24 protein-coding genes are annotated in these 22,484 nt (G+C 57.1%); 8 read left to right on the top strand and 16 right to left on the bottom strand.

Annotated features, from left to right (window positions below; all coding sequences use genetic code 11):
- Positions 1 to 110 precede the first annotated feature (110 nt).
- The 11 genes from fdhF to hycA form a co-directional block, all read right to left on the bottom strand.
- Entirely contained in the window at positions 111 to 2,282 is a 2,172-nt protein-coding gene (gene fdhF / locus J9880_RS13600; RefSeq protein ID WP_232769467.1) for a formate dehydrogenase subunit alpha, read from the bottom strand.
- 23 nt (positions 2,283 to 2,305) lie between these two features.
- The gene (gene hydN / locus J9880_RS13605; protein WP_095922935.1) at positions 2,306 to 2,851 is read right to left on the bottom strand and encodes an electron transport protein HydN; all 546 of its coding nucleotides are present in this window, start codon (positions 2,849 to 2,851) and stop codon (positions 2,306 to 2,308) included.
- A gap of 167 nt (positions 2,852 to 3,018) precedes the next feature.
- Positions 3,019 to 3,501 carry a hydrogenase maturation peptidase HycI gene (hycI, locus tag J9880_RS13610; RefSeq protein ID WP_119822623.1) on the bottom strand — a complete coding sequence of 161 codons (483 nt, stop codon included), beginning with the start codon at positions 3,499 to 3,501 and terminating at the stop codon, positions 3,019 to 3,021.
- The gene (locus J9880_RS13615; protein ID WP_015689508.1) at positions 3,494 to 3,973 is read right to left on the bottom strand and encodes a formate hydrogenlyase maturation HycH family protein; all 480 of its coding nucleotides are present in this window, start codon (positions 3,971 to 3,973) and stop codon (positions 3,494 to 3,496) included. The genes hycI and J9880_RS13615 overlap by 8 nt, the downstream gene beginning before the upstream one ends.
- Complete coding sequence (locus J9880_RS13620) at positions 3,973 to 4,770, bottom strand: NADH-quinone oxidoreductase subunit B family protein (RefSeq protein ID WP_232769468.1); 798 nt, start codon at positions 4,768 to 4,770, stop codon at positions 3,973 to 3,975. Before J9880_RS13620 ends, J9880_RS13615 begins: the two co-directional genes overlap by 1 nt.
- The gene (locus J9880_RS13625; protein ID WP_131694046.1) at positions 4,770 to 5,324 is read right to left on the bottom strand and encodes a formate hydrogenlyase complex iron-sulfur subunit; all 555 of its coding nucleotides are present in this window, start codon (positions 5,322 to 5,324) and stop codon (positions 4,770 to 4,772) included. Before J9880_RS13625 ends, J9880_RS13620 begins: the two co-directional genes overlap by 1 nt.
- Positions 5,325 to 5,339: 15 nt before the next feature.
- Positions 5,340 to 7,064: a hydrogenase large subunit gene (locus J9880_RS13630; RefSeq protein ID WP_232769469.1), complete on the bottom strand. Its 1,725-nt coding sequence runs from the start codon at positions 7,062 to 7,064 to the stop codon at positions 5,340 to 5,342.
- 44 nt (positions 7,065 to 7,108) lie between these two features.
- A complete protein-coding gene (locus tag J9880_RS13635; protein WP_095922930.1) occupies positions 7,109 to 8,062 on the bottom strand; it encodes a respiratory chain complex I subunit 1 family protein in 954 nt (317 codons plus the stop codon).
- A 10-nt stretch (positions 8,063 to 8,072) separates the two neighbouring features.
- Positions 8,073 to 9,974 (bottom strand): proton-conducting transporter transmembrane domain-containing protein, encoded by a 1,902-nt coding sequence (locus tag J9880_RS13640; RefSeq protein ID WP_232769470.1) that lies wholly within the window; start codon positions 9,972 to 9,974, stop codon positions 8,073 to 8,075.
- The gene (locus J9880_RS13645; protein WP_232770474.1) at positions 9,974 to 10,582 is read right to left on the bottom strand and encodes a 4Fe-4S dicluster domain-containing protein; all 609 of its coding nucleotides are present in this window, start codon (positions 10,580 to 10,582) and stop codon (positions 9,974 to 9,976) included. The genes J9880_RS13640 and J9880_RS13645 overlap by 1 nt, the downstream gene beginning before the upstream one ends.
- Before the next feature lie 165 nt (positions 10,583 to 10,747).
- Positions 10,748 to 11,215 carry a formate hydrogenlyase regulator HycA gene (gene hycA, locus J9880_RS13650; protein ID WP_095922928.1) on the bottom strand — a complete coding sequence of 156 codons (468 nt, stop codon included), beginning with the start codon at positions 11,213 to 11,215 and terminating at the stop codon, positions 10,748 to 10,750.
- A 331-nt stretch (positions 11,216 to 11,546) separates the two neighbouring features.
- On the opposite strand from hycA, the gene hypA reads away from it, so the two are divergent.
- From hypA to flhA, 6 genes are all read left to right on the top strand, one after another.
- A complete protein-coding gene (gene hypA / locus J9880_RS13655) occupies positions 11,547 to 11,891 on the top strand; it encodes a hydrogenase maturation nickel metallochaperone HypA (protein WP_131694042.1) in 345 nt (114 codons plus the stop codon).
- 30 nt (positions 11,892 to 11,921) lie between these two features.
- A complete protein-coding gene (gene hypB, locus J9880_RS13660) occupies positions 11,922 to 12,701 on the top strand; it encodes a hydrogenase nickel incorporation protein HypB (RefSeq protein ID WP_232769471.1) in 780 nt (259 codons plus the stop codon).
- Positions 12,692 to 12,982, top strand: coding sequence for a HypC/HybG/HupF family hydrogenase formation chaperone (locus J9880_RS13665; RefSeq protein WP_232769472.1), 291 nt, complete (start codon positions 12,692 to 12,694; stop codon positions 12,980 to 12,982). Before hypB ends, J9880_RS13665 begins: the two co-directional genes overlap by 10 nt.
- Positions 12,982 to 14,148 carry a hydrogenase formation protein HypD gene (hypD, locus tag J9880_RS13670; protein ID WP_232769473.1) on the top strand — a complete coding sequence of 389 codons (1,167 nt, stop codon included), beginning with the start codon at positions 12,982 to 12,984 and terminating at the stop codon, positions 14,146 to 14,148. Before J9880_RS13665 ends, hypD begins: the two co-directional genes overlap by 1 nt.
- Positions 14,141 to 15,163 (top strand): hydrogenase expression/formation protein HypE, encoded by a 1,023-nt coding sequence (gene hypE / locus J9880_RS13675; RefSeq protein ID WP_095922923.1) that lies wholly within the window; start codon positions 14,141 to 14,143, stop codon positions 15,161 to 15,163. The genes hypD and hypE overlap by 8 nt, the downstream gene beginning before the upstream one ends.
- A gap of 105 nt (positions 15,164 to 15,268) precedes the next feature.
- Positions 15,269 to 17,356, top strand: coding sequence for a formate hydrogenlyase transcriptional activator FlhA (flhA, locus tag J9880_RS13680; protein ID WP_408637204.1), 2,088 nt, complete (start codon positions 15,269 to 15,271; stop codon positions 17,354 to 17,356).
- A gap of 2 nt (positions 17,357 to 17,358) precedes the next feature.
- Here flhA and J9880_RS13685 read toward each other — a convergent pair whose 3' ends face one another.
- Together J9880_RS13685 and J9880_RS13690 are read right to left on the bottom strand one after the other, a co-directional pair.
- A complete protein-coding gene (locus J9880_RS13685; RefSeq protein WP_232769475.1) occupies positions 17,359 to 17,778 on the bottom strand; it encodes a tautomerase family protein in 420 nt (139 codons plus the stop codon).
- 15 nt (positions 17,779 to 17,793) lie between these two features.
- Positions 17,794 to 18,117: a carboxymuconolactone decarboxylase family protein gene (locus tag J9880_RS13690; protein ID WP_095922919.1), complete on the bottom strand. Its 324-nt coding sequence runs from the start codon at positions 18,115 to 18,117 to the stop codon at positions 17,794 to 17,796.
- Positions 18,118 to 18,222: 105 nt separating this feature from the next.
- Between J9880_RS13690 and J9880_RS13695 the strand changes: the two genes are divergently transcribed.
- On the top strand, positions 18,223 to 19,104 hold the full coding sequence (locus J9880_RS13695) for a LysR substrate-binding domain-containing protein (RefSeq protein WP_095922918.1): 882 nt from the start codon (positions 18,223 to 18,225) through the stop codon (positions 19,102 to 19,104).
- A 12-nt stretch (positions 19,105 to 19,116) separates the two neighbouring features.
- Here J9880_RS13695 and J9880_RS13700 read toward each other — a convergent pair whose 3' ends face one another.
- Complete coding sequence (locus J9880_RS13700) at positions 19,117 to 19,317, bottom strand: DNA polymerase III subunit theta (RefSeq protein ID WP_232769476.1); 201 nt, start codon at positions 19,315 to 19,317, stop codon at positions 19,117 to 19,119.
- Positions 19,318 to 19,472: 155 nt separating this feature from the next.
- On the opposite strand from J9880_RS13700, the gene yghX reads away from it, so the two are divergent.
- Positions 19,473 to 20,378 (top strand): YghX family hydrolase, encoded by a 906-nt coding sequence (gene yghX, locus J9880_RS13705; protein ID WP_133822889.1) that lies wholly within the window; start codon positions 19,473 to 19,475, stop codon positions 20,376 to 20,378.
- Positions 20,379 to 20,443: 65 nt separating this feature from the next.
- Here the strand turns inward: yghX and yghU are convergent, their stop codons facing one another.
- Together yghU and J9880_RS13715 are read right to left on the bottom strand one after the other, a co-directional pair.
- Positions 20,444 to 21,289 carry a glutathione-dependent disulfide-bond oxidoreductase gene (gene yghU / locus J9880_RS13710; protein ID WP_232769477.1) on the bottom strand — a complete coding sequence of 282 codons (846 nt, stop codon included), beginning with the start codon at positions 21,287 to 21,289 and terminating at the stop codon, positions 20,444 to 20,446.
- Positions 21,290 to 21,383: 94 nt separating this feature from the next.
- Entirely contained in the window at positions 21,384 to 22,445 is a 1,062-nt protein-coding gene (locus tag J9880_RS13715; RefSeq protein WP_095922914.1) for a LacI family DNA-binding transcriptional regulator, read from the bottom strand.
- Between the last annotated feature and the right edge of the window lie 39 nt (positions 22,446 to 22,484).

Below are 22,484 nucleotides of genomic sequence, written 5' to 3' on the forward strand. Positions count from 1 at the left end.
CAGGGGGAGGAGCTAAGAACCACCCCTTTAGTGAGGCGCTTAAAAGCTAAATCTCCCCCTTCGCAGGGGGAGGAGCTAAGAACCCACCCCTTTGGTGAGGCGCTTAAAAGCTAAATCTCAACCACCGGGATCACATCTTCAACGGCGCTGCGCAGGCGCGTTTTCATGTCGCTGTAGCTTTGCTGGGCATAGTTTTCGGCCCAGCGTTGATCGGCGATTTGTTCGACTTTCACTGCGCAGTATTTGGTTTCCGGCGTTTTGGAAATCGGATCGAGGTTGTCCTGTGTCAGTTCATTACAGGCACCAATCCACCACTGATAGGTCATGTACACCGCACCGAGGTTAATACGCTCGTTGTAGTTGGCGCGGGAAATGACCTTACCGCGACGCGACGCCACCCAGACCAGTTGCTGATCGCGAATGCCCAGCGCCTGTGCATCCACCGGATTCATCTGCACAAAGCCCGGTTCATCAGCCAGCGTTTGCAGGGCGGCGCAGTTACCGGTCATCGAACGGCAGGAGTAGTGACCGACTTCGCGCACGGTGCACAGCACCAGCGGATAATCGCCGTCCGGCACTTCCGCCGGTGCGCGCCACGGTGCGGCGAACAACTGGCCTTTGCCGGTCGGGGTATCGAAATGATTGTCGGCGTACAGGTATTGTGTCCCCGGACTTTCCAGCGTGGTGCAGGGCCACTGCACATGTCCCAGTTCGCCCATTTTTTCGTAGGTCGCACCGTAGAACAGCGGGCACAGGTTGCGCATTTCGTCCCAGATTTCCTGGTTATCGCGGTAATGCATCGGATAACCCATCTCGGTCGCCAGCAGGCTGATGATGTCCCAGTCGCGCTTGACGTTGTATTTCGGTTCGATGGCTTTCTCGAAACGCTGGAAGCCGCGATCCGCGCAGGAGAACACGCCGCCGTGCTCGCCCCATGACGTTGCCGGTAAAATCACGTCCGCCTGTTCAGCGGTTTTGGTCATGAAGATGTCCTGCACCACCACGAATTCCAGTGCCTCGAACCCTTTGCGTACCAGCCCTAAATCGGCTTCGGTCTGCAACGGATCTTCGCCCATGATGTAATAGGCTTTCACCTTGCCTTCCATCGCCAGATGCGGGATTTCAGTGATGCGGTGACCGATTTTGTCGTCCATCTGGTTGACATCAATGCCCCAGGCATCGGCGAATTTCGCCCGCACTTTCGGATCGGTGACGGACTGGTAACCCGGGAATTCATTCGGCAGCACACCCATGTCGCAGGCACCCTGCACGTTATTCTGACCACGCACCGGGCCGACGCCGACGTTGGCGCGGCCAAGGTTACCGGTCAGCAATGCCAGACCCGCCAGACCTTTCACCACGTCCACCGCCTGACCAAACTGCGTGACGCCCATGCCCCACATAATGGTGGCGGAAGGTGCCGCCGCGTAAGTGCGCATGGCCTGACGGATTTGCTGTGCGGACACGCCGGTCTGCTCAGCCACGGCTTCCGGTGAGTAATCCGCGACATTTTTGCGGTATTCCTCAAAGCCTTCGGTGTATTTCGCCACATAGTCGTGGTCATACAGATTTTCTTCGATCAGCACATGGGCGAAAGCATTCACCAGTGCCATGTTGCAGCCGTTTTTGATTTGCAGATGCTGATCGGCAATACGCGCTGTTTCGATGCGGCGCGGATCGCAGACGATAATCTGTGCGCCTTTTTCTTTGGCTTTGATCACCCGACGAGCGACGATCGGATGGGAATCGGCGCAGTTATAGCCGATCACCAGCAGGCATTTTGAGTTCTCGATATCGCCGATGGAATTACTCATCGCGCCGTTACCGAGCGTGGCCTGTAAACCGGCGACCGACGGGCCGTGACACACGCGGGCGCAGCAGTCGACGTTGTTGGTGCCGATCACCGCACGGGCAAATTTCTGCATCACGTAGTTGGTTTCATTGCCGGTACCACGGGAAGAACCGGTGGTCATGATGGCGCGCGGGCCGTGTTTTTGTTTGATCTCTTTCAGGCGCTGCGCGGTGTAGCGGATAGCTTCATCCCAGCTGACCGCTTCGAATTTTCCGCCTTTCTGACGGCGGATCATCGGTTGCGTCAGGCGCGGGGTCAGCAGTTTGGTGTCATTGAGAAAATCCCAGCCGTAGTAACCTTTCAGGCATAACTCGCCCTGATTGGTCACCCCGTTCGCAGCTTCTGCGCGGATGATTTTTCCGTTATCCACAACCAGATTCAATTTACATCCGGCCCCGCAATACGGGCAGACAGTGGTGACTTTTTTCATGGTATTACTTCCTCTATCCGGGGTTAAAACAGCAGCGGGGAGGTGCTGTCGAGCGCAGCGCGGCGGCGTTTTTCTGCGTTCATTTCCTGTAACTGGTTACGGTCGATGGCATACAGCGCCTTGGTCGGGCAGATTTCCATACAGGCCGGGCCTTCTGCGCGGGCATGGCACAAATCGCATTTATGCGCTTCGGCTTTGTCGGAGGTGGCGGTCATGGCCGCGCCGTTCTGGCGGAAAATGGGTTTTGTCACCACTTCCATCGCACCGTACGGACAGGCAACAACGCAGGTTTTGCAACCGATGCAGCGTTCCTGCATGACCTGCACGTGATCGCCGGTACGGGCAATCGCGCCGTTCGGGCAAACATTGGCGCAGGGCGCATCTTCACACTGGCGGCACATCACCGGCGTGCTGAGATTGACGCCTTTGATCACATGCAGACGTGGCGCGAAAGTGGCGGCGTTAAGCAGCGAGATATCCTGCGAATCGCTGTGCGCCATCACACAGGCAATTTCACAGGTACGGCAGCCGATGCATTTTTTGGGGTCGGCAATGATGAACCGGTTCATGATGATTTAATCCCTAAGTCATTGGTTTCAGATACTGGCTATACATAAAGCGTGCCAGTTTCTGTTTTTAATTTTTCAGCATTAAATTCAGGTGGTTAGTGATGGCTGGTGCGCCGATGACGACATTTTTTACTGACGTCATGTCTGTTTCGTCACCGCATCGACAGTTATGTCGACGGGCTGAAAGGGGCGATCCCCAGGCCGGTTTCCAGAGCCGGTAACCGCTGATGAAGGCGGTTAACGGCCTGTTCCACGGCGGCACTCATCGGGTAATAGAACGCGACGACATCGGGCTGAATGCCGACAAAGGTGATCTGCGGGATATCCTCGCGCAGTTGCTGAATAAGGAAGGTCAGCGGCAGATTGTGGGTGGTCATCATGAACATGTCGGCGATGTCATTTTCGTCGATGATGCGCATTTCACCGGGTGCCAGCCCCATGTCGGTGGCGTCCACAATCACCAGATGCTGCGGGCGCTGCTCGCGCAAAAAGCCGATGTCGTTTTCAGGTGCGGCACCGCCGTCCACCACCGTCCAGCCGGACAGCGGCTGTTCAGCGCAGAGTTCGGCCAGACGCGGACCGGCACCGTCATCGCCCATCATGCTGTTGCCGACGCATAACAGGGCGTAGCGGGAAGAGGTATCAGGCATCGTATCTCCTGACCATCAGGTACATGGCGGGGTCGTTTTCAATCTGAGTCAGCAGGGCGATAAGCTGGTCGCTCCAGCCCCGTTGTTCTTCACTCATGTCCGGACGGGCATCGCGCAGCGCCAGCGCCAGCAAATGGGTGTGGCTGCTGTCGATGTTGATCTCGCCGAAACGCTGCACACCGGCCAGTTTGCGATGTGCTTCGCTGTTTTCCGGCAGACAGTTAATCCAGTGCAGATAGCCGTCGAGCGGGCATTCGAGGCGGGATTGCAGGCAGTCGATCACCCCGAGGTGATGGCCGATCGCCAGGCTGTAATACACCACTTCCTGCACTTTTTGCGAACTGCGTTTCTGCGCGCTTTTTTCATCGACAAACTTGCTGCTCAGTGAATAAAAAATCACTTTGTTTTTGTCCGGCTGATGGCCTGAATAAGGCTGATGCCGCGCGTAACGCTGGTCATTGACGGATGTCATCACAGGCGCACCTCGCCACGCAGCACCTGCTGATAAATGTGCTGCAGGTTGCCGATAATCTCGTTGAGCCGCAGATCGCCTTGCTCCGCCAGATAGTCTGACACCCGCTGTTCCACCGGCTGTAAACCGGGCGCGGCCACCATATCCATAAAGGTGTCAGCAATCTGGCGGCCATAGCGGTAACCGGCCATGCGGCGCGCTTCGCGATCGAGCAATACGCGCAACGGCTGCGGCAGCTCAGGGTGCAATAACGCCGCCGGTTCGCCAGCGGCTTCGTCGTGTTGCTGGCCTTTGATTTTCTGATCCAGCAAACCCAGCGCCATCGCGAAGCCGTAAATGGTGGCGGCCGGTGTCGGCGGACAGCCCGGAATATACACATCTACCGGCACAATTTTGTCGGTGCCGCCCCAGACGCAATACAGGTCGTGGAAGATGCCGCCGCTGTTGCCGCAGGCTCCGTAGGAAATGCAGATTTTCGGATCCGGTGCAGAATCCCAGGCGCGCAGTGCCGGCATACGCATGGCGCGGGTCACGGCACCGGTGAACAGCAGAATGTCCGCATGGCGCGGCGACGGCACCACTTTAATGCCGAAACGTTCGGCATCGAACAGCGGCGAAATGGCGGCGAAAATCTCAATTTCACAGCCGTTACAGCCGCCGCAGTCGACGCGGTAAACATAGGCGGAGCGGCGGATGCTGTGGAGCAGGGTGGATTTCAGGCTGGCAATGCTTTCATCCAGCGTGACGGGCACCGGCAGGCCATTTTCATCACGCGGAGCAATCAGGTTATGGCTCATCAGCGAACCTCCGTGGTCATATGGCGGCCAATATCGATGCGGTCGCTGGAAGAAAGACCGTGCATTTTTTTGCACGTCGGACAGGTTTCGTATTGCTGGCGACGGTCGGCAATCTGCCGGTCACTCAGCGCGGCGCTTTCCTGTAACAGACTGAGGGCGAAGTCGATTTCCTTTTGCACGGCATAAGGTTTGCCACATTCGCGGCAGTGGCAGACGGGGAAATCTGCCGTTTCATACAGGTCTTCTTTGCGCCACACCGCCAGTTCGAATTCCTGCGACAGTGTAATGGCCGCCGTCGGGCACACTTCCTCGCAGCGGGCGCAGAAAATGCAGCGCCCTAAAAACAGTTGCCAGCGGATCGTTCCACCGTCTTCTGCCGTGGTCATGGTCAGCGCGTTGGACGGGCAGGCATTGGCGCAGGCACCGCAGGCAATGCATTGCTGTGCGGTGTACTGCGGTTTGCCGCGAAAATTCGGTGCCAGATCCAGCGGCTTAAACGGATACGCCACGGTTGCGGTGCCGGTTTTCAGCACTTTTTTAATCAGTTTCAGCATGATTGAAGCGGCTCCTTAAAGCGGCGAGTTTTTGCGTTCGATGCCGTAACGTTCGATCTCTTTGTAAGGCACCACGATGGACGTTTTCTTACGCACATCGACGACCGTCATGCGGTCGGTGCAGGAGTAACAAGGATCGAGACTGCCGATGATCAGCGGCGCATCGGAGACCGTATTGCCGCGCAGCATGTAGCGCAGGGTCGGCCAGTTGGCGTAGGTCGCCGCGCGGCAACGCCAGCGGAACAGCTTCTGGTTGTCGCCGGTCATGCTCCAGTGAATGTCGTCACCGCGTGGCGCTTCGGCAAAGCCGAGGGCGAAACGGTGCGGAATATAGTTGAAGCCTTCCACCGCCAGCGGACCGCCCGGCAGACTTTGCAGGCCAAACTCAATCATATTCAGGGCGTTAAACACTTCGTGGATGCGCACTTTCAGGCGGGAATAGACGTCGTTACCGGTTTCGCTGCACAGCTCAAACGGCAGTTTGGCGTAACCGGCATACGGGTGATCCTGACGCATATCGCGGCGGTGACCGCTGCCGCGCACCATCGGGCCGACGTTACTGAAATCGCGCGCCACCTGCGGATCCAGAATGCCGACGCCGACGCTGCGCTGTTCGGTATTTGGCGTGCTGAGCAGAATATCCACCAGTTCGTTGAGATCACGGCGCATGCTGCCCGTCAGCGCAATGGTGGCGATCATGTCGTCTTTCAGAATGTCGCGACGGATGCCGCCGATCAGGTTCATGCCGTAGGTTTTACGCGCACCGGTCAGGATTTCCGCCATCTTCATGGACTGCTCGCGGATGCGGAAAAACTGCATAAAGCCGGAGTCAAAGCCGACAAAGTGACAGGCCAGCCCGAGATTCAGCAGGTGGCTGTGCAGGCGTTCCACTTCCAGCAAAATGGAGCGGATCATCTGGGCACGTTCCGGCACCACAATGCCCATCGCGTTTTCGACCGACGAGGTATAGGCCACGCTGTGCGTAAAGCCGCAGATGCCGCAAACGCGGTCCGACAGGAACGTCACTTCGTTATAGCCCATGCGGGTTTCTGCCAGTTTTTCCATGCCACGGTGCACGTAAAACAGGCGGTAATCGGCATCGATAATGTCTTCGCCGTCAACGAAAAGACGAAAGTGCCCGGGTTCGTCAGATGTGACGTGCAGCGGGCCAATCGGCACAATTTTGCTGCCTTCTTTGGCCTCGGAAATAAACGGATAGGTTTCCTGGTCAGTGGTCGGGGCCGGGCGCTGACGATAATCCATCGCGTCTTTGCGCAGCGGATACAAATCGTCCGGCCAGTCATCCGGCAATACCAGACGGCGTTCGTCCGGCAAGCCGACCGGGCGCAAACCGTACATATCACGCACTTCGCGTTCGCCCCAGACCGCCGCCGGAACGCGCGGTGTCACGGACGGAAATTCCAGTGAAACGGGATCCACTTCGGCACGCACCGTGATCCAGCATTTCACGCCTTTTTCCATCGACAGCACGTAATACAGCGCGTAATTGCCGCACAGCGTCCGTTCGTCGTTTCCGAACAACACGGAGAGCCAGCCGCCCTGCTGGTAGTACAGCCATTCCACCACTTCCGGCAGCCAGTTCAGCCTGATGGTGACCGTCGCCTGGGTGTCGGTCTGCCATTCGCTGCCTAAAATTGCCGACGGAAACTGCGCCGCCAGCGCGGCCAGATACTGTTTGCCGACCGGGTTTTGATTTAATGCGGTATTCAACTCACTCATTACAAAGCCTCTTCCCGCCGCAGCGGGACAAGAAAAATGTCAGGTCAGCCTGCGACCAGCCAGGAAACCAGCGCCAGAAACGCCAGCCCGAACCCCGCCCATGTCGTGCGGGAGGTTTTAAGAAAGCGCAAACGGGCGACGCTGTTCTCGATCAGCGCGACCACAAATACCGCGATCAGCAGTTTCACCAGACACAGCACCACGGCGGTCAGCAGCGTCAGCGGCGTGATGTGCTCTGCCAGTCCGAACGGGAAAAACAGGCCGAGGAACAGTTGCAACACCACCAGTTGTTTCAGGCTGATGCCGATTTTCAGCACGCCCAGCGCCGCGCCGGAATATTCGGTCAGCGGGCCTTCCTGCAATTCCTGCTCCGCTTCCGCCATATCAAACGGCAGCTTGCCCATTTCGATATAGGTGGCGAACGCACAGGCCAGACCGGCCAGAATCAGGGTTAAAGAAGACGCGGACGGCCAGTGCAGCACACGGGCGGCAATCGCGCCGAGCGAAGTGGAACCTGCCACCAGCGCGGCAATCCACAGCCCGAGCAACAGGATCGGCTCGACTAATACACCGAGCACCGCTTCACGGCTGGCACCGATGCCGGTAAAGGTGCTGCCGGTATCCAGCCCGGCGATGGCAAACACAAAGCGCACCACCGCGAACAGATAAATCACGGTGATCAGATCGCCTGCGGCACCCAGCGGCGACGCCAGCGTGACCACCGGCAGGGCGGTGGCGATCACCAGCAAGCCGCCGGTCAGCAGATAAGGCATGCTGCGAAAGGCCGCACCGGCGGCGGCAGGGGCGACACTCTGGCGGGTCAGCAGCTTGGCGATATCACGGTATTCCTGTAATACGCCCGGCCCCTGACGGTTGTGCATCCGTGCACGCATCACGCGACTGAAACCGGCAAACAGCGGGGCGATCGCCAGCAACAGCACCGCCTGAATCAGCGCCAGCGGCCACAGTGAACCGGCAAGCAGGTAGGGAAAATTCATAGTCAGTTCCTCAGGCAAAAGCCACGACCAGCAACACGGCCAGTTCGATGAATGCCAGACGACGGCAGAAGGCACCCGTCCAGCCCCGATGCAGCGCGCCGACCATGGAAGACGGCGTGACGCGCTGACGCAGGCGGTAAAGCGGGGCAAACATCACGCGCAGCGGTTGCGCGAAGCCGGTTGCGGTCACCACCATGTCAGCGGAATGCGCGTAACCGCAGGCCCACGCATCACCGCGCGAACGGTTCGGCAGACGTTTTCCGCGCAACACGGCGGCGATGATCCACGGCAGCAACGGCATACCCAGCAGCAGGATCGCCACCATCGGCGCAGACACGGCGGACGTGGTGGAGAACACCACGCCATGCTGTGCGACCTGCAAGACAGGCGCGTTCAGCACCGAGGCGGCCACGGCGGAAAAATGCGGAATAATCCACGGCGAGGCGACACCGCAACCCACACACAGCAGGGCGAGCAGCACGCCGCTGAGCGTCATGGCAAGGGGCGCGGGAGTGGCTTCCGCCGCCTGACTGCGCGGTGAGCCAAGGAAGGTGACGCCAAAGACTTTGGCGATACACATCAGCGCCAGCGCCCCGGTCAGTGCCAGACCGACCGCCAGCAAAGGCCCGAGCAGGCGGGCGATAAACAGCGGACTGGCGCTCAGCTGGAACAGCGACTGATACAGCAACCATTCGCTGGCGAAACCGTTAAGCGGCGGCAGCGCGGCCATCGACATCAGGGCAATCAGCAGGGTGAATGCCGTCCACGGCATCAGACGGGCGATCCCGCCGAGTTTTTCCATATCTTTAATGCCGGTCTGCATTTCGATTTCACCGGCACCAAGGAACAGCGCGGTTTTAAACAGGCCGTGGTTGAACAGGTGGAATAATCCGGCCAGCAGGGCGAGGGACGCCAGCACCGGTAGATTCAGTGCCACACCGGCCATCGCCCCGCCGACACCCAGCAGAATGATCCCGACGTTTTCCAGCGTGTGATAGGCCAGCAGGCGGCGGATATCGTGTTCCATCAGGGCGTACAAACCGCCAATAAACGCGGTCAGGATCGCCAGCAGCAATACCATCAGGCCCCACCAGAGTGGCGGTGCGCCGAGCAGATCCAGACCGACTTTTACGATGCCAAGAATGCCGATTTTCATCAGCGCGGAAGAGAACAGCGCAGCGGCGTGGGCTGGCGCGCTGGAGTGCGACTGCGGCACCCAGGCATGCAGCGGGATTATCCCGGCGTACAGCCCGAAACCGGCCAGCGCCAGCAGGAAGGAAACCGATTTAATGCCCGGCGTGAAGGCCGTATGACGCAGGACGTCGAAACTCACACTGCCGCTGGTGTGATGCAGCAGGGCGAACGCCAGGATCAGACACAGCGTGCCGAGGCGGCCGGATAAAAACTGATTCAGTCCGGCGCGGCGGCTTTTCACATCGTCAGTCTGGACGATCAGGAAATACGCGCAGAGCGCCGCCATTTCCATCATCAGGATCAGTTCAACCGCAGTGGCGGAAATCGCCGCAGCGGTCAGTGCCGCCAGCAACAGATTGCAGAGCAAACCGGTGCGGGCGCGCTGACGCTGACGGGCATGGGCCAGCCATGCGCAGGCGTAGAGACTGCTGAACAACGCGGTCACTGACATCGCCAGTAACAGCAGCGCATTCAGCGGGCTTAGCTCTGCGGTGTAAGGCACCACCGGCAATGTCAGCGTGACGGACGTCCCGCTGATCAGCACCTGCACCGCAGCCACGATGACGGCCGCCGAAGCCACCATACCGCCGGTGCCGGAAATCAGGCCACTGATCCTGGCGGCGGCGGCCAGCAATCCGCCAGCAATGCCGCTGAGTAACCAGACCAGCAGGGCCAGCGCCAGTAATGACGCCGGTTCTAACGTGAACAGTGCCGTCATTATTTGGCCTCCGTATCGGGTGTGGTAAAGGATGTCAGCCCGGCCGGAAATACGTTCATCGCATTCAGGCGTTTTTGCTGACTGGCGGATTCAGACAGGCTGGCGGTGATAAGCCGGATTGCCTGGGTCGGGCAGGTTTTGATGCATGCCGGGCCGTCCGGGCTGAAGCTGCATAAATCGCATTTCACCGCCACCGCGCGAAGACCGGGCACGCAATCAAGGAACGGGCTGACCGCACGGGGCGGGTGCGGGGCGGGGAGGGCTTTGGATGTATTGCAGTCGCGGGGAATATCCAGCGGTGTGCTGCCGGAAAACGTGATGGCGCCGAACGGACAGGCGAGTCCGCACAGTTTGCAACTGACGCACAGGCTTTCATTCAGTTGAATCGCGTCATTCTCACGGGTAATGGCATTGACCGGACAGACCTGCGCGCACGGGGCATCTTCGCACTGGTGGCACATCACCGGTGCGGAATCCAGACGGTTACGCATCACCTGCAAACGGGGGGCAGACTGTAAGCCGTGCAACTGGTGTTCCTGTGAACAACTGGCCATACAGGTATTGCAGCCGATACACAGTTTGGGGTCGGCTATCACATATTGATTCATGGAGGCAGTGCGACGCATGAAATCTCCTCGCTGTTTCGTCAAAGGTGACGAAATCGGCACTTAAATTGACATTTCGACATTTATGTCGGAATTAATCCCAGTAAAAAAACGGCAATGAGAAAATATTTACGCTCTGCCGGTGCTTAATATATTTCTGAATGTGAATCAGACGCGGCTGAGTAATTTTTCGAGTTGCGCGTGAACGGGCTGATTGTTTTGCAGTGAATCAAAAATGCATTGGTAAATAGCGGAAATCTTATTGAGATAATGCTCCAGCACGGCGTTTTTATCTTTGATATCCACGCTGCCGTCTACCTTGCCTTCTTCAGTCAGACGGGCGTGAGCAAAAGGCTGGAAATCCTCGTCATCACTGACCTGCGCCATGTTCAGGCTGTAGACAATATCCTGACTGTAGAAGTCTTCACTCAGTTGAATACTGACCGCAAAATGGTTAAACAGCGTGAAGCGGATATCCTGATCTTCACCGCAGCTGAATTCATGATTTATCTTTTTATTTGAATGCGTTATCGCCTGAGTCAGACTGTTCTGGTAAGTCCGCCATTGCGATTTCAGATGGCTGTTTTTGCTGGCGATATAGTCTGCTTTGGTAGTCAGTTCGCTGAGAGTGCTCATGTGCATTATCCGTTGTTGATTGATATGTCGGGTGACGATGAAAAGTCGACGCATATGGCTCTGTTGGCATAAAGCATGCCAATTCCACAGATTATTTTTTAAATGCTGTTAAATGAATGAGTTACTTGTTTCAGAGCCAGAAAACCTCCCGGCCATGAAAATGCCATGACATGTCGATGACACCTTATTTCGACACTAATGACGGACTGTGCAGGTTAATTCCGTCACGCCGTTTTATCGTGGGGATAATACGTGTCGAAAAATTCTGGCACTGTTATTGCAACGGCGAGGGAAAAGGTCTCTTTATTGTTCTCCTGAGGGAGGGGAAATAATGCACGAGATTACGATGTGCCAGAATGCCGTGGAAATAATGCAGCAGTTCGGGCAGCAAAATAATGCGCGAAAAATTACGGCGGTATGGATGGAAATTGGCGCGTTTTCCTGCGTCGAACCCGATGCCGTGCAATTTTGTTTTGAACTTGCCTGTCGTGAAACGCTGGCGGAAGGGTGCGAATTACACCTGATCACCCCACAGGCCGAAAGCTGGTGTCACACCTGTCAGCAACACATCACCTTACTCAGCCCCGGCGTTCTGCTGTGTCCGCACTGTGGCGGGCATGATTTGCGCGTGGTGGCCGATGACGGCATGACGATTAAACGTATTGAAATCGAATAACGGGCCTCCGTTTTGCCCGGGGAGAAAACTATGTGCAGTACCTGCGGATGTGCCAGTGGCGAACTTCGTATTGAAGGCGTCAGCAACGAGCACACTCATCATCATTCTCACGATCATTCCCATGATCACAGCCACTCTCACGGCCTGCCGTTTGCGCCGCGCCGTCTGGTGGATATCGAAATGGACGTGCTGGCGAAGAACAACCATATCGCCGCGCATAACCGCGAGCATTTTGCTGCGGCGGGCATTCTGGCGCTGAATCTGGTGTCCAGCCCCGGTTCCGGCAAAACCACCTTGCTGACTCACACCCTGACCCGGCTGGCACCCTATTTCGACTGCGCGGTGATCGAAGGTGACCAGCAAACCACCCGTGATGCTGACCGGATCCGCGCCACCGGCGTACCGGCGATTCAGGTTAACACCGGTAAAGGCTGCCATCTGGATGCGCAGATGGTTCACGATGCGCTGCATCAGTTGTCGCCGAACAACAACAGCCTGCTGTTTATCGAGAATGTCGGCAATCTGGTGTGTCCGGCCAGTTTTGATCTCGGCGAACTGCACAAAGTGGCCGTGCTGTCCGTGACGGAAGGCGAGGACAAACCGCTGAAATATCCGCATATGTTTGCGGCGTCACGCCTGATGATCCTCAATAAAATCGATCTGCTGCCGTACGTCAGTTTTGACGTTGAAGCCTGCATTGCCAATGCGCGGCAGGTGAATCCGCAGATAGAGGTGATTCAGTTGTCAGCCACCACAGGCGAAGGGATGGATCTGTGGCTGGCGTGGCTGGAGCAGCAACGATGTGCATAGGCATTCCGGGACAAATCCTGGCGCTGCACGATCAGCAGCCCGATCACGCCTGGGCGGAAGTGTGCGGTTTGCGCCGCGAAGTGAATGTCGCACTGGTGTGTGATTGCGGACGTGACGGCGCACGCGAGGCGCTGATCGGCGGCTGGGTGTTAATCCACGTCGGTTTTGCCTTAAGCAAACTCGATGAGCAGGAGGCGCAGGAAACGCTGGCCGCGCTGCATGCGATGGAGGAAGTGGAAGCCGATGTCGCCCTGTTTCTCGGTGCGGGAGAGGCAAGATAATGCGTTTTGTCGATGAATTTCGTGACCCGACACTGGCGAAAACGCTGATTGAGCGGCTGCATCAGCGTGCCGCCTTGCTGCCTTACACGGCTGAAAAACCGATGCAGATTATGGAAGTGTGCGGCGGCCATACCCACGCCATCTTCAAATTCGGGCTGGATAAACTGCTGCCCCCGCAGCTGGAATTTATTCACGGGCCGGGCTGCCCGGTGTGCGTGTTGCCGATGGGGCGCATTGATGCCTGCTGCGAAATCGCCGCCCGTCCCGGGGTAATTTTCTGCACCTTTGGCGATGCGTTGCGGGTGCCCGGTCAGCAAGGCTCACTGTTGCAGGCGCGTGAACGTGGTGCCGACGTGCGCGTGGTGTATTCACCGCTGGATGCGCTGAAACTGGCGCGTGAAAATCCGCAACATCAGGTGGTGTTTTTCGCCCTCGGTTTTGAAACCACGTTGCCGGTGACGGCGGTGACGCTGCAACAGGCGCGGCGGGAAGGCATGACCAATTTCAGCGTGTTCTGCCAGCACATCAGCCTGATGCCGACACTGCGCAGCCTGCTGCAACAGGACGACGTTCGCATTGATGCGTTTCTGGCACCCGGCCACGTCAGCATGGTGACCGGCACTGCGCCGTTCCATTTTATCAATGAAGAATTCGGCAAACCGCTGGTGATCAGCGGGTTCGAACCGCTGGATATGTTGCAGAGCGTCCTGATGCTGGTGGAACAAGTTTGCGAGGCATCGTGTAAAACGGAAAACCAGTACCGGCGCGTGGTGCCGGAAGAGGGTAACCTGCTGGCACAGGACGCGATGCGCGAGGTGTTCCGGCTTTGCGGTAACAGCGAATGGCGCGGTCTTGGTGTCATTGCGGATTCGGGGATTTCCCTGACTCCGGCGTATGCCCGGTTTGATGCCGAACGACGTTTTAATCCGCAGGCACAGCCGGTCGCCGATGATCCGCGATCCCGTTGCGGTGAGGTGCTGACCGGCCGTTGCAAGCCGCACGAATGCCCGCTGTTTGGCACCGGTTGTACGCCGCATAACGCTTTCGGCGCGCTGATGGTCTCTTCCGAAGGGGCTTGCGCGGCGTGGTATCAGTACCGGCATCAGGAAACCCCGGCGCAGCAACAGCCGGAACTTGCACAACAAAAGGTATGGCAGGATGAGTGATCGCAAAGAAGTCGTCACGATGGCGCATGGCAGCGGCGGCCGTGCCATGCAGCAGATGATCGAACACCTGTTTCTCAGCGCGTTCGATAATCCCTGGCTCAATGAGCGGGAAGACGGCGCGCGGCTGTCACTGGCCAGCCTCAGCGCGCAGGGCGATCGCCTGGCGTTCACCACCGACAGCTATGTCATTGATCCGATATTTTTCCCCGGCGGCAACATCGGCAAACTGGCCGTATGCGGCACGGCGAACGATCTGGCCGTGAGCGGCGCGACACCGGCCTTTCTGTCCTGCGGGTTCATCCTGGAAGAAGGGTTGCCGCTGGATGACTTGCAGAAAATCGTCAGTGCGATGGCGCAGACCGCCCGCGACGCGGGCATTGCTATTGTGACCGGTGACACCAAAGTGGTTCAGCGCGGCGCGGCCGACAAAATCTTTATCAACACGGCGGGGATCGGCGTGATCCCGACGGCGGTCAGATGGGCGGCCGGCACGATAAAGGCAGGGGATAAAGTGATCGTCAGCGGCACGCTGGGCGATCACGGCGCGGCGATCCTCAATCTTCGTGAACAGCTGGGGATGGATCTGGGCGTGGAAAGTGACTGTGCGGTGCTGGCACCGATGATCGCACCGCTTCGTGTCCTGCCCGGGGTTCATGCGCTGCGCGATGCCACACGCGGCGGGGTGAATGCGATTTTGCATGAATTCAGCGCGGCCAGTGGATTCGGAATCTGCATTGATGAAACGGCCCTGCCGGTTAAACCCGCCGTGCGCGGGATCTGCGAGCTGCTGGGGCTGGAACCGCTGAACTTTGCCAACGAAGGCAAGCTGGTGGCGGTGGTCTCTGCGGCGGCAGAACAGAAAGTGCTGAACCTGCTGCGGCAACATCCGCTGGGCGCGGATGCGGTGACCATCGGTGAGGTAACCGAAAATCCGCAGGTGTGTCTGCGCGGTGCGCTGGGCGTCTCCCGCCAGCTTATGTTGCCCCATGCGGAGCCGTTACCCCGCATTTGTTGATCTCGTCAGGGGAGCGCGCCGTCACGAAGGCGTAAACTTTCTTAATCGTTTTTTTCAGAATGCTTTAAATCAAGAGCCAGAGCCCACGGTATGCAGAGCGCAACAATGAGCACCACAAAACATAAAGGATTACTGGAACTGACACGCACGCTGTTGCTGCAACAGACCATGACGTCGCTGCTGGAGACCCTGACCCAGGTGGTTCAGGGGGCCGGTATTGCCGACGCGGTGACGCTGGTGTTGTTTGATCAAAACAGTGAACGTGTCAGCTTTTACGGTATCGATCCGCACCATCAGCCGGTCAGTTATGAAGACGAAACCCTGCTGGCGACCGGACCGGTACATGCCCTGCTGAGCAATCCGAAAACGCAGGTCTGGCGCAGTGAAGCCTTGCATCTTCGCTATCCGCAACTGGCGGCCCTTAACCTTTATCCGGCCTTTACGGATTATTGTCTGGTGCCGTTGCTGGCCACTTCCGGCTTACTCGGCGGCTGTGAATTTACCCGTCAGCATGCGACGCCGTTCAGTGAAGAAGACAAAAATGGCCTGTATGAACTTTGTATGCTGGCGGCCATTGCGGTGGAACAAATTCAGCTGCGTGAGAATGCGCTGTTCCAGCAATCCATGCTGCGCCATGAGCGGGACGATTTCCGCATTCTGGTGGATATCACCAACGCGGTGCTCTCCAAACTGGATCTTGATGAACTGACGGGCGAAATTGCCAAAACCATTCACCATTTCTTTCATATCAACGCCATCAGCATTGTGCTGTGCGATGCGGATAAAGACAGCGAACAGGCCAGTGTTTACGCCACCCATTACGTGCAGACGCATGTGGCGGAGCGCGAACAGTCGCGGATGACGCTGGCCGGTTCCCTTGAACAGCAGGTGATGAAAAACGGCGAAATGCTGCTGACCAACGTGCGGCCCGCCGAAGAGCCGGAGAGTGATGAGAGCACGCTTTTCCAGTTGTTGTGGCGTGACCAGACGAAAACGCTGTGCATCCTGCCGCTGTGTTTCGGCCATAAAACGCTGGGTGTTTTGAAACTGGCGCAATGTCAGCCGGACAATTTTAATGCCGCCAATCTGCGGGTGTTACAGCAAATCGCGGAACGCATCGCGATCGCCGTGGATAACGCGCTGGCCTATCAGGAAATCAAAAGCCTGAAGGAAAAGCTGCAACATGAAAATCTGTATCTGACCGAGCAGATCAACAGCAACAATCCGGATTTCAGTGACATTGTCGGGCGCAGTTCCAGTATGTCGGCGGTGCTGAAACAGGTCGAGATCGTGGCGAAAAGCGACTGTTCGGTACTGATCCTCGGTGAAACCGGCACCGGAAAAGAGCTGATCGCCCGTGCGATCCATAATCTTGGTGATCGCCGCGATCAGCGCATGGTGAAAATGAACTGTGCCGCCATGCCTGCCGGATTGATGGAAAGTGATTTGTTCGGCCATGAAAAAGGATCCTTTACCGGCGCGACTGCTCAGCGCATGGGGCGCTTCGAACTGGCGGACAAAGGCACGTTATTCCTTGATGAAGTGGGGGAAATCCCCATCGAACTGCAACCCAAATTACTGCGTATTTTGCAGGAACAGGAGTTCGAACGGGTCGGCGGCAATAAACTGATTTCGGTCGATGTGCGGATGATCGCGGCGACCAACCGCGATTTACGCCAGATGGTGGCTGATAAAGAATTCCGCAGCGATCTCTATTACCGGCTGAACGTGTTCCCGATCGTGATCCCGCCGCTGCGGGAGCGTCCGGAAGATATTCCGCAACTGGTGAAATTCCTTACCTACAAAATCGCCAAACGCATGAAACGCACCATCGACAGTATTCCGGCGGAGACCCTGCGTCTGCTGAGCCGTATGCCGTGGCCGGGCAATGTGCGCGAGCTGGAAAATGTCATTGAACGCGCTGTGCTCTTGACGCGCGGTACGGTGCTGGATTTGCAACTGCCGGAGCTGAATTACCCGATGCCGGTGTCTCAGCCGGTAATCATGCCTTGCGTGGCGGACGCGGCGCCCGCACCGCATATGAGTGAGGATGACGAGCGCGAGCGCATTCTTCAGGTGTTAAAAGAAACCAACGGCGTGGTCGCCGGGCCGCGTGGTGCGGCGCAGCGGCTTGGGTTAAAACGTACGACGTTGTTATCGAGAATGAAAAAACTGGGTATTGCGGCGCATTAATGTTACTGGCTGTCTGCGGGCAGCCTTTCCCCTTCTGGCATAAACATTTCACCTTGGCTGAATGACCAGTCTTCCGGTTGGGTGAAACTCACCACCACCATCACGTCGGCGGGGGAAATGCCCAGCGCCGCATGCAGTTTATCCGCCAGATAACGGTATAGTTCCTGTTTTTGGTATGAGTTACGCGGTTTGCCCGCCGTAATGTGAAACAGCAGAAAATCGTCTGAACGGCGGTCATTTTCTCCCGCTAAATAGGTCGGGTTGATCACCCGCTGGCGGCGGCTGACCGGTTCGAACAGCTGAAAACAGTCATTTTTCGGCACGGAAAAAGTATGCACCAGCGCCGCCTGCAAAATAGCGGAGATCTGATCCTGCCAGATTTCAGCGCGGTGTTCAGGCAATGATATGCGGGTAAAAGGCATCGTAAACTCCTCCGGTTATTGGTCGTTCAGGCTGGCAAAACGGGTCAGGGCAGACGCCGCTGCGGGCCAGCCGGCATAAAACGCCAGATGAGTGATCATCTCTGAAAGCCCGGCCTGCGTGACGCCGTTTTTAACCGCAAGGCTCAGATGAAAGGGCAGTTGTTCACTGCGGTTGAGGGCAATCAGCGCGGCAACGGTGATCAGGCTGCGGTCTCGGGGCGACAGCCCGGGGCGTTGCCATATATCGCCAAACAGCACCTGTTCGGTCACTTCGGCGAATTTGGGGGTCAGACGCGCCATGGCATCGAGTGTCAGTGTCTGGGAAGTATTGCTGTCCATATCAGGCTCCTTTTTATCAGTGTGGAAAGGAGCATAAGACGTTATGATTATCCGAAATATCGAAAATATCAGCAGTGTTAATCCATAAAAACGGGATGATGAAACGTGGTAAAACGGCCCTTAACTTTTGATGCAGAAGCCCTGCGCACTTTTGTCACCGGCATTGAACTGGGCAGTTTTGTGCTGGCGGCAGACCGGCTGGGGCGCTCGACCTCTGCGGTCAGCGCACAATTGAAAAAGCTGGAGCAACAGGCGGGGACGGAGCTGGTACAAAAATCCGGACGGCATCTGATCCTCACCGGGCGCGGGGAAGTGATGATGAGCTACGCCCGCCGGTTGCTCAGCCTGAATGACGAACTGAGTGCCGCGCTGCTGGCCAGCTCGCTCAGCGGCAGCCTGAATCTGGGTATGCAGGAGGATTTCGGCGAAACCCTGTTGCCGGCCATCCTCGGGACATTCACCCGCGCGCACCCGCAGGTCCAGGTTTCGGCCAGCATCACCCGTAATCAGCAGCTGCTCGACGGTATCCGCCATAACGAATTCGATCTGGCGGTGTGCTGGCAGGGCGATGACGCGCCGCTCTTTCCGTCAAGTCAGTCGCTCGGCCGGATCCCGTTGCGCTGGATTGGCCCTGAAAATTTCGCCCTGAAGCATTATCAGGAAAGCGGTGAACCACTGCCATTACTGGTGTTCGAAGCGCCATGCCTGATGCGCAGTGCGGCGACGGCGGCGCTGGATAAGGCGGGTATTTCGTGGCGGATCGCCTTTACCAGCCGCAGCCTGAGCGGGATCTGGGCGGCGATGTCGGCGGGATTAGGCATCACCGTGCGCACGGATTTCGGTAAACCCGCCGCAGTACGCCTGTTGAATGAATTGCCCGAACCGGGCGAGGTGGGTATCAGCCTGCACCAGAGCCAGATGCAGCCCGGCGACGCGGCCCGTTATCTGACTCAGGCGATCACGGATTTTTTCGCGACGCGTCAGTAAGCGGCAGCGGGATTATTTTTTAGCGGGCTGCTGGCGATAGTGCGCCAGACGCTCGCGGAAATACGCCCGCAGATGCTCCGGTTGTTCCATTTCAACTTCGTCTGCATTCACCGGCAGATGATTGCGCTCACGCACCGCCACCGTTCCGGCGGCCAGACCGGCGCTCACTTTATCCATTTCTTCTTTACTCAGACCTGCGAGAGTTTTGTTCATGATGTCTCCTCCTGACTGTCAGCAGTTTAGCATCCTCAGGGGGCAAAAAGGTTTTGGACTTTCCTGAGAAACGTGCCCGATTTCATCACCGGCTTACAAAATCACCAAAAACAGGCCATTATTTATCCTTCACTTGTACGGAACGGAGCCTGAAGATGACGCGAATGACAGCTAAAGATTTCCCTCCTGAACTCCTCGAATATTTTGATTTTTATGTACACGGCAAAATGACCAAGCGTGAGTTTCTCGATCTCTCGGCGAAATTTGTCGCGGGTGGACTTTCTCTCGCCGCGCTGACCACGCTGATGACGCCCAATTATGCCTATGCGGAGCAGGTTGAATTTACCGACCCGGACATTGTGGCGGAATACATCCAGTATCCGTCGCCGCAGGGGCACGGCAGCGTAAAAGGCTATCTGGTGCGTCCGGCAAAGGCCACCGGTAAAGTGCCGGGTGTGGTGGTGGTGCATGAAAATCGCGGGCTGAATCCCTATATCGAAGATGTCGCCCGGCGGGTGGCGAAAGCCGGATATGTTGCGCTGGCACCGGACGGTCTGAGTTCGGTCGGCGGTTATCCGGGCAATGACGAAAAAGGCCGTGAGCTGCAAAAACAGGTCGATCCCACCAAACTGATGAACGACTTTTTTGCGGCGGTGGAATTTCTGATGCACCACGAGACGGCGACCGGCAAAGTTGGCATCACCGGTTTCTGTTACGGCGGAGGTGTGGCGAATGCGGCGGCCGTGGCGTATCCGGAGCTGGCGGCGGCGGTGCCGTTCTACGGGCGTCAGCCGAAAGCTGAAGATGTGCCGAAAATTAAAGCGCCGTTATTGCTGCATTACGCCGAACTGGATAAACCGATTACCGAGGGCTGGCCTGCGTATGAGGCGGCTCTGAAGGCTAATAATAAAGTCTATGAGGCGCATATTTATCCCGGTGTGAACCACGGTTTCCACAATGATTCGACGCCGCGTTATGACAAAGCGGCCGCCGATCTGGCGTGGGAAAGAACCCTTGCCTGGTTTAAAAAATATCTCGAACCGCAAACAGAAAGTGCCTGATTTTCAGGCAGATAAAAAAAGGGCGGGATCCTGCGATCCCGCCCTTTTTGCGTGTCAGGCTTAGGTTATGATTTCAGTACGCCATCGAAATCTGAAGCATCGTGGCGCTCTTCCAGCTGTTCGTCGCCCCAGGTGCGGTTAACGATGCGCCCGCGTCTGACCGCCGGACGGCTCGCCACTTCCGCTGCCCAGCGCTGGAAGTGCTTATAAGAATCGATATCGAGGAATTTAGCGGACTCATACAGGCCGCCCTGTGCCAGACTGCCGTACCAGGTGAAGATGGCAATATCGGCAATGGTGTATTCTTCTCCGGCGATAAATTTATGGTCTGCCAGTTGTCTGTCGAGCACGTCGAGCTGACGTTTGGCTTCCATCGTGAAACGGTTGATGGCGTATTCGATTTTCACCGGCGCGTAGTGATAGAAATGGCCGAAACCGCCGCCCAGATAGGGTGCGGAGCCTTGCAGCCAGAACAACCAGTTGAGGGTTTCTGTGCGTCCGGCGAGATCTTCCGGCAGGAATTTGCCGAATTTTTCCGCCAGATACAGCAGGATGTTGCCGGATTCAAACACGCGGATCGGCGGCGTGGTGGAATTGTCCAGCAGCGCCGGGATTTTCGAGTTCGGGTTAACATCGACAAAGCCGCTTGAGAACTGATCGCCTTCGTTGATGCGGATGATAAACGCATCGTATTCCGCACCGCTGACGCCCAGCGCCAGCAACTCTTCCAGCAGGATCGTCACTTTCTGACCGTTTGGCGTGCCAAGCGAATAAAGCTGAAGCGGGTGTTTACCCACCGGCAGCGTTTTCTCGTGTGTCGGGCCGGCTACCGGGCGGTTAATGTTTGAGAATTTGCTGACTTCATCTTTATTCCAGGTCCAGACTTCAGGTGGCTGATACTGTTCTGACATGGCAATCTCCGCTTCTTTTTTGAGGTTAAGACTCAAAAGTCTAGCAGGAGATGAAACAGCGCGACGCTGAGAATGTGCCCCCCGGGTGCGTGGCTTAACCGGCGGCGGAATACAGCCCTTTACGTTTCCATTTCACATCGGCCACCGACTGGCCGGTGTGGTTTTTGCCCTGTAACAGCAGGTTGAATTTCGCTCCCGTTGCCCGCATCAGGCGGCTTTGCAGGATATACACCGCCTCGATACCCAGTTCGCGGCAGGGCAGATGCACGGCGGTAAAACTCTCCGCTGCCGGTGTTTTCATATCGTGCGCGAAATCGATACTCATCACGGAAATATCTTCCGGGACTTTAAAGCCGTGTTTAGTCAGGGCGTCTACGGTGGCCTGCGCGATCTGATCGCCTCCGCATACGATGGCTGACGGCATGTTTGCCCGCTGATGTTCCCGGAGATACTTCTCAATCGTTTCCCGCGCCTGTTCCCCTCCGTTGCCATGATTGACCAGCAAATGCAGGGCTTCGTCGAATGCCACATGGTGCTCGAGGCAGGCACGTTTAAAGCCGTCGAGACGCTGCATCATGGTTTCACGCCGCAGGTCGGTGAACAATAAAACCGGACGATGGCCTCTGACAAACAGATAGTTGGCGGCGCTGTAACCAATGGAATAGTGATCGGCGGAAACACAGTCGAGGCGCATTTCGCTGTCTTTGGCATTGATCATCACCACCGGCTTGTTGGATTCCGCCGCCAGCCGGTACAGCATGACGTCATCAATGCCGATGATGATAATCCCGTCGACATCCCCCTGACTGAGCGCCTGCATAAACACGGCGATGTCCGGATCATTCACGGTCAGCGCACACCTGCGCACATGAATATCAAAGCGTGCCACTTCCGCCGTGATTTCCTGAATGACTTCATAATAATAACGATCTTCATGCGGGGAGAAGGCGGCCGGTGGCGCACAGATCAGCAGACAATTCATTAACAACCGGCTGGCCGGAATGTCGCGCAAAATACCCATTGAACGCGCATGGGTAAATACTTTCTCTTTTGCCTGCGGACTGACATTGGCTTTCCCTGCCAGCACCCGGGAAACGGTACTCGGAGAAAGCCCGGTTAACTCGGCAATTTGCCTGATTTTTAATTTTCCCGTCATTTTGTGATCAACGCCTCATATGCAGATGGACTTATTACC

Source organism: Rahnella victoriana (assembly GCF_021276285.1).
Classification (GTDB): Bacteria; Pseudomonadota; Gammaproteobacteria; order Enterobacterales; family Enterobacteriaceae; genus Rahnella; species Rahnella victoriana.

What these genes read in the sequence shown, in the direction of transcription:
- J9880_RS13665 (WP_232769472.1), top strand. Translation starts at nt 12,692, where the DNA reads ATGTGCATAGGCATTCCGGGACAAATCCTGGCGCTGCACGATCAGCAG.
- hypD (WP_232769473.1), top strand. Translation starts at nt 12,982, where the DNA reads ATGCGTTTTGTCGATGAATTTCGTGACCCGACACTGGCGAAAACGCTG.
- hydN (WP_095922935.1), bottom strand. Translation starts at nt 2,851, where the DNA reads ATGAACCGGTTCATCATTGCCGACCCCAAAAAATGCATCGGCTGCCGT.
- J9880_RS13615 (WP_015689508.1), bottom strand. Translation starts at nt 3,973, where the DNA reads ATGACATCCGTCAATGACCAGCGTTACGCGCGGCATCAGCCTTATTCA.
- hycA (WP_095922928.1), bottom strand. Translation starts at nt 11,215, where the DNA reads ATGAGCACTCTCAGCGAACTGACTACCAAAGCAGACTATATCGCCAGC.
- hycI (WP_119822623.1), bottom strand. Translation starts at nt 3,501, where the DNA reads ATGCCTGATACCTCTTCCCGCTACGCCCTGTTATGCGTCGGCAACAGC.
- hypE (WP_095922923.1), top strand. Translation starts at nt 14,141, where the DNA reads ATGAGTGATCGCAAAGAAGTCGTCACGATGGCGCATGGCAGCGGCGGC.
- J9880_RS13620 (WP_232769468.1), bottom strand. Translation starts at nt 4,770, where the DNA reads ATGAGCCATAACCTGATTGCTCCGCGTGATGAAAATGGCCTGCCGGTG.
- J9880_RS13685 (WP_232769475.1), bottom strand. Translation starts at nt 17,778, where the DNA reads ATGCCTTTTACCCGCATATCATTGCCTGAACACCGCGCTGAAATCTGG.
- hypA (WP_131694042.1), top strand. Translation starts at nt 11,547, where the DNA reads ATGCACGAGATTACGATGTGCCAGAATGCCGTGGAAATAATGCAGCAG.
- yghU (WP_232769477.1), bottom strand. Translation starts at nt 21,289, where the DNA reads ATGTCAGAACAGTATCAGCCACCTGAAGTCTGGACCTGGAATAAAGAT.
- J9880_RS13645 (WP_232770474.1), bottom strand. Translation starts at nt 10,582, where the DNA reads ATGAATCAATATGTGATAGCCGACCCCAAACTGTGTATCGGCTGCAAT.
- J9880_RS13625 (WP_131694046.1), bottom strand. Translation starts at nt 5,324, where the DNA reads ATGCTGAAACTGATTAAAAAAGTGCTGAAAACCGGCACCGCAACCGTG.
- J9880_RS13630 (WP_232769469.1), bottom strand. Translation starts at nt 7,064, where the DNA reads ATGAGTGAGTTGAATACCGCATTAAATCAAAACCCGGTCGGCAAACAG.
- fdhF (WP_232769467.1), bottom strand. Translation starts at nt 2,282, where the DNA reads ATGAAAAAAGTCACCACTGTCTGCCCGTATTGCGGGGCCGGATGTAAA.
- J9880_RS13690 (WP_095922919.1), bottom strand. Translation starts at nt 18,117, where the DNA reads ATGGACAGCAATACTTCCCAGACACTGACACTCGATGCCATGGCGCGT.
- hypB (WP_232769471.1), top strand. Translation starts at nt 11,922, where the DNA reads ATGTGCAGTACCTGCGGATGTGCCAGTGGCGAACTTCGTATTGAAGGC.
- J9880_RS13635 (WP_095922930.1), bottom strand. Translation starts at nt 8,062, where the DNA reads ATGAATTTTCCCTACCTGCTTGCCGGTTCACTGTGGCCGCTGGCGCTG.
- J9880_RS13715 (WP_095922914.1), bottom strand. Translation starts at nt 22,445, where the DNA reads ATGACGGGAAAATTAAAAATCAGGCAAATTGCCGAGTTAACCGGGCTT.
- J9880_RS13700 (WP_232769476.1), bottom strand. Translation starts at nt 19,317, where the DNA reads ATGAACAAAACTCTCGCAGGTCTGAGTAAAGAAGAAATGGATAAAGTG.
- flhA (WP_408637204.1), top strand. Translation starts at nt 15,269, where the DNA reads ATGAGCACCACAAAACATAAAGGATTACTGGAACTGACACGCACGCTG.
- J9880_RS13640 (WP_232769470.1), bottom strand. Translation starts at nt 9,974, where the DNA reads ATGACGGCACTGTTCACGTTAGAACCGGCGTCATTACTGGCGCTGGCC.
- yghX (WP_133822889.1), top strand. Translation starts at nt 19,473, where the DNA reads ATGACGCGAATGACAGCTAAAGATTTCCCTCCTGAACTCCTCGAATAT.